This is a genomic window from uncultured Demequina sp., assembly GCF_913055775.1.
Lineage (GTDB): Bacteria > Actinomycetota > Actinomycetes > Actinomycetales > Demequinaceae > Demequina.
The window spans coordinates 1-4,700 of record NZ_CAJXJX010000166.1; the positions used below are offsets into that span (position 1 = coordinate 1).

The window sequence follows — 4,700 nt, forward strand, 5'->3', positions numbered from 1 at the left end:
GGCGGAGCCCCGAGCGAGACACTGAAACTACCGAGATCAAAGGAGATTGAGATGCCAACCGTCAACGGATCAGACGTCACGAAGGTGGTCGTCGCATGCGACGCCGGCATGGGCAGCTCGGTGATGGTCGCCAGCAACCTGCGCTCGAAGCTGCAGGCGAGGGGCGTCGAGGTGGTCCACACCCCCGTCAACGAGATCCCAGCCGACGCCTCCGTGGTCCTGTGCCACCAGGGCCTCGCCTCCCGGGCGCAGTCGACCGTGCCCGACGCCGTGATCGTGCCCTTCACGATCTTCATCGGCGACCCCGCCTTCACCAAGGTCGAGGACGCGATCGTCAAGGGAACGACCCTTGAGTCCTGAGTCGTCGACTCCCGCGGCACCCCCGCTGCTGGACGCCAGCGCGATCCGCCTGGGCCTCGCGGCCGAGGACAAGGCGGACGCGCTGCGCCAGTGCGGCGCGGTGCTCGTCGAGATCGGCGCCGCCACGGAGGACTACGCCGCGGCGCTCCACGAGCGCGAGAAGTCGGTGTCCACCTACGTGGGCGAGGGAGTCGCCATTCCGCACGGCACCAACGAGTCCCGCGCGCACATCGAGCGCGCCGCCCTCGCCTACCTGCAGTTCCCCGACGGCATCGACTGGGACGGGGAGACCGTGACCGTGTGCGTCGCGATCGCCTCCAAGTCCGAGGAGCACGTCGACATCCTGGCCGCGCTCGCCCAGGTCCTGATGGACCCCGAGCGCGCCGCCCGCCTCCGTGAGGCCACGTCCGCCCAGGACGTCCTCGCACTGCTGTCCCCCTGAACACCCCCAAGGAGTGAACCCGATGAAAGCCCTGGTCTTCTACGCCCCCGAGGACGTGCGCATCGAAGATGTGCCGGAGCCGGAGGTCGGACCCGGCGAGGTCAAGATCCGCGTCCGCAACTGCTCCACCTGCGGCACCGATGTGAAGATCTTCCACAACGGCCACCAGAACCTGTCCCCGCCCCGCATCATCGGCCACGAGATCGCCGGCGAGATCGTCGACATCGGCGACGGCGTCGAGAGCTGGTCCGCAGGAGACCGCGTGCAGGTCATCGCCGCGGTGCCGTGCGGCGACTGCTACGAGTGCTCGCGAGGCTGGATGGAGGTCTGCCAGAACCAGACGTCCATGGGCTACCAGTACTCCGGCGGGTTCGCCGAGTACATGATCGTGCCCCGCGAGGTCATGAAGGTCGACGGCCTCAACCGCATCCCTGAGGGCGTGGGCTTCGACGAGGCCTCCGCAGCCGAGCCGCTCGCGTGCGCGATCAACGCGCAGGGCATCCTCGGCATCGAGGAGGGCGACACCGTCGTGGTCTTCGGAGCCGGACCTATCGGCGCTATGCACATCCGCCTGGCGCGCGCCAATGGCGCGGCACGGGTGTTCCTCATCGACGTGAACGCCGAGCGCCTGAAGATGACGGCCGATGCGGTGCACCCCGAAGAGGTCATCGATGGCTCCCAGGTGGACGTCGTGGAGAAGGTCAAGGAGCTGACGGACGGCCGTGGCGCCGACTGCATCATCACGGCGACCGCGGCGAACATCGCCCAGGAGCACGCGATCGCGATGGCGGCCCGCAACGGCCGCATCTCGTTCTTCGGCGGCCTTCCCAAGACGGACCCGACGATCACGTGCGACTCCAACCTGGTGCACTACCGCCAGCTGCGGATCTTCGGTGCGAATGGCTCCGCGCCTCACCACAACAAGCAGGCCCTTGAGCGCATCGCCTCGGGCGAGGTGCCCGTGAAGGACCTGATCACCGCGCGAATCCCCCTCGCCGACGTGCTCGACGCCTTCGGTATCGTCAAGCGCGGCGAGGCCATCAAGGTCACCGTCGAGCCGTGATCCACTGTCCCGCCGCCACCATCTGAGGAGACCCCCGCCATGTACGCCCAGGAACGCCAGCAATCCATCCTCGCGACCGCGCGCCAGCGCGGGCGGGTCGAGGTGGGCTCGCTGGCCGATGAGCTGGGCGTCACGGTCGAGACGGTCAGGCGCGACCTGACCGCGCTCGAGCGGCTCGGCGTGCTGCGCCGCGTGCATGGCGGGGCGCTCCCGGTGGAGCGGCTGACGCTCGAACCCTCACTTGAGTCGCGGCAGAGCCAGTACGCGGACGCCAAGCGCCGCATCGGCACGCGCGCGGCGATGGAGGTCCACGACGGCGACGCGGTGCTGCTCGACTCCGGCACGACAACGCTCGCCGTCGCGGATGCGCTTCCTCCCGAGCTCCACCTGACCGTCGTGACCAACTCCGTCGACGTCGCGGCCCGGCTCGCCGACCGCGAGCGCACCGAGCTCATGGTGCTGGGCGGCCGCGTCCGGCGCCGCACGGGAGCCGCGGTGGGCGAGTGGCTCGTCGCGGCGCTCGCGGACGTGACGGTGGACGTCGCGTTCCTCGGCACCAACGGCTTCACCGTCGAGCACGGCCTCACCACCCCGGACCAGGCGGAGGCCGCCGCCAAGAGAGCCATGGCCGCCGCGGCGCGCCGCGCCGTGTGCGTCTCGGACGCGTCCAAGGCGGGGCAGGTCCACACCCATCGCTTCGCCGCTATCGACGACCTCGCGCTGCTGATCAGCGACGACCGCCTCGACGACGACACCGTGCAGGACCTCGAGGACCAGGGCGTGGAGGTCGCGCGCACATGATCGTCACGCTCACCCCCAACCCCAGCCTGGATCGCACGGTCACCGTCGATGGCCTGGTCAGGGGCCGGGTGCACCGCACCACGAGCCTCAGGGACGACCCCGGCGGCAAGGGCGTCAACGTGTCGCGCGCGCTCGCGGCGAACGGCGATCCGACGTGCGCGGTCGTGCCTGTCGGCGCCGAGGCCGCGGCCGCGTTCTCCACGATGCTCGACGCCGCCGCCGTCGACCACGTCTTCGTCGAGCTCGCCGGCGCCGTCCGCACGAACATCACGATCGCGGAGCCCGACGGCACGACCACCAAGATCAACGAACCCGGCCGCGCCTCGACACCTGCCGACGCTGAGTCGATGCTGGACGCGGTCGAGGCCCGGCTGGAGGGCGCCACGTGGGCGGTCGGTTGCGGCTCGCTGCCGCCAGGGCTCGACGGCCAGCTCTACGCCGAGCTCATCGAGCGCGCGCACCGCCGCGGCGTGCGCGCGGCGATCGACACGTCGGGAGCCCCGCTGTCCACCGCCATCGCGGCCCGCCCCGACCTCGTCAAGCCCAACCACCACGAGCTCGCTGAGCACGCGGGCCGCGACCTGCCACGACTCGAGGACGTGCTCGCCGCCGCGCACGAGGTCCTCGACGCGGGCGTGGGAACGGTGCTGGTGAGCCTGGGCGAGCGCGGAGCGATCGCCGTGGACCGTGCCGGCGCGTCGCACGCGGTCGCGCACGTCGCCACCCCGCGCTCGACCGTGGCCGCGGGCGACTGCCTCCTCGCGGGATGGCTCCACGCCGTCGAATCCGGCGCCACGCGTGACGCTGCGCTCGCCACCGCCGTCCGATGGGGCAGCGCGGCCGTGGCGCTGCCTGGCTCTCAGGTGCCGGGCCCCGCGGACGTCGACCGCATCGTCGTCGACGTCTCGCCCTCACCTGCACCCAGCCTCACCATGACCACCGACTGACGCACCCGCGCCAGCCCTCATCGAAGGAGATGACATGCCCACTCGAACTGTCGCCATCGGCTCCACCGTCGGCCTGCACGCCCGGCCCGCCGCGATCTTCGTCAAGGCCGCCGGCGAGGCACCCGTGCCCGTGACCATTGCGAAGGCCGGGGGCAGCCCCGTCCCGGCGAACAGCATGATCGCGATCATGGCGCTGGGAGCCAAGCACGGGGACGAGGTGACCCTCGCGGCCGAGGGCGACGGAGCCGAGGGCGCGCTCGACGAGCTGGCGACGCTGCTCGCGACGGACCTCGACGCCGAGCCCGCGTCGTGACCGTCGTCCACGGCATCGGGGTCTCGGCCGGGATCGCGTTCGGGCCGGTCGTGCGCGTGGGCGCCGCGGTGCGCCCGCCCGACGACGAGGCACCTGCCGCGGACGCGGAAGAGCGCATCAGGACGGCGTTCGACGCGGTCGCCGATGACCTGGACGCGCGCGCCGCCCGCGCGGGCGATCCTGCCGCCGCGATCCTGTCCGCGACGGCAATGCTCGCCCGCGACCCGAGCCCCATCGACGGCGCGATCGCTCGCGCGGCGTCGGGTGCCGGGCCCGCGACCGCGATCGACGGAGCCACGCGCGAGTTCATGGACCAGTTCGCCGCGCTGGGCGGGTACTTCGCGGAGCGCGCCGCCGACCTCAGGGACGTGGGCGACCGTGCGATCGCGCTGGTGCTCGGCGCTCCCCTGCCCGGCGTCCCGCCCCTGACTCAGGAGTGCATCCTGGTGGCCCACGACCTGGCCCCCGCAGAGACCGCGACGCTCGACCGCGCGCAGGTGCTCGGCCCGGCGCTGGATCTCGGCCGGCAAATCGGCGTAGCTGATGCTGCCCTGCTCGTCGCTCAGCGCAGATTTGTTGGGGCGCTCGGCAGCGTGGCGTTCAAGGCTGTGCCAGAGCGTCTCAGGCGCAATCATGGGCAATCTCCGGGCCGGTTTGCAGGTAATCGGGTTGGTAGCGCATGCGCTCGAACAGACCGCGGCGCTGCAGCTGGTTGAAGCCTTCGGGGATGTAACCGGCCATCACGCGGGGTTGCGTGGGGTAGTAGCTGCCCCA

At 71.4% G+C, this 4,700-nt stretch carries 7 protein-coding genes; all 7 read left to right on the top strand.

The window, feature by feature from the left end; genetic code table 11:
• The first annotated feature begins 51 nt into the window (after positions 1-51).
• From QZ483_RS12750 to QZ483_RS12780, 7 genes are read left to right on the top strand one after another with little or no spacing between them, the layout of a single operon-like run.
• Positions 52-360: a PTS lactose transporter subunit IIB gene (locus tag QZ483_RS12750; RefSeq protein ID WP_297084588.1), complete on the top strand. Its 309-nt coding sequence runs from the start codon at positions 52-54 to the stop codon at positions 358-360.
• Positions 350-802 (top strand): PTS sugar transporter subunit IIA, encoded by a 453-nt coding sequence (locus QZ483_RS12755; protein ID WP_297084591.1) that lies wholly within the window; start codon positions 350-352, stop codon positions 800-802. Before QZ483_RS12750 ends, QZ483_RS12755 begins: the two co-directional genes overlap by 11 nt.
• Positions 803-824: 22 nt before the next feature.
• On the top strand, positions 825-1,865 hold the full coding sequence (locus QZ483_RS12760) for a zinc-dependent dehydrogenase (RefSeq protein ID WP_297084593.1): 1,041 nt from the start codon (positions 825-827) through the stop codon (positions 1,863-1,865).
• Positions 1,866-1,904: 39 nt separating this feature from the next.
• Complete coding sequence (locus QZ483_RS12765) at positions 1,905-2,666, top strand: DeoR/GlpR family DNA-binding transcription regulator (RefSeq protein WP_297084594.1); 762 nt, start codon at positions 1,905-1,907, stop codon at positions 2,664-2,666.
• Positions 2,663-3,613: a 1-phosphofructokinase gene (gene pfkB, locus QZ483_RS12770; protein ID WP_297084596.1), complete on the top strand. Its 951-nt coding sequence runs from the start codon at positions 2,663-2,665 to the stop codon at positions 3,611-3,613. Before QZ483_RS12765 ends, pfkB begins: the two co-directional genes overlap by 4 nt.
• 34 nt (positions 3,614-3,647) lie before the next feature.
• The gene (locus QZ483_RS12775; RefSeq protein WP_297084598.1) at positions 3,648-3,926 is read left to right on the top strand and encodes an HPr family phosphocarrier protein; all 279 of its coding nucleotides are present in this window, start codon (positions 3,648-3,650) and stop codon (positions 3,924-3,926) included.
• Positions 3,923-4,642 (top strand): phosphoenolpyruvate-utilizing N-terminal domain-containing protein, encoded by a 720-nt coding sequence (locus QZ483_RS12780; RefSeq protein ID WP_297084600.1) that lies wholly within the window; start codon positions 3,923-3,925, stop codon positions 4,640-4,642. The genes QZ483_RS12775 and QZ483_RS12780 overlap by 4 nt, the downstream gene beginning before the upstream one ends.
• The last annotated feature ends 58 nt before the right edge of the window (positions 4,643-4,700 follow it).

Coding starts and splice junctions, on each gene's coding strand:
- QZ483_RS12750 (WP_297084588.1), top strand. CDS start 52: ATGCCAACCGTCAACGGATCAGACGTCACGAAGGTGGTCGTCGCATGC.
- QZ483_RS12760 (WP_297084593.1), top strand. CDS start 825: ATGAAAGCCCTGGTCTTCTACGCCCCCGAGGACGTGCGCATCGAAGAT.
- QZ483_RS12765 (WP_297084594.1), top strand. CDS start 1,905: ATGTACGCCCAGGAACGCCAGCAATCCATCCTCGCGACCGCGCGCCAG.
- pfkB (WP_297084596.1), top strand. CDS start 2,663: ATGATCGTCACGCTCACCCCCAACCCCAGCCTGGATCGCACGGTCACC.
- QZ483_RS12775 (WP_297084598.1), top strand. CDS start 3,648: ATGCCCACTCGAACTGTCGCCATCGGCTCCACCGTCGGCCTGCACGCC.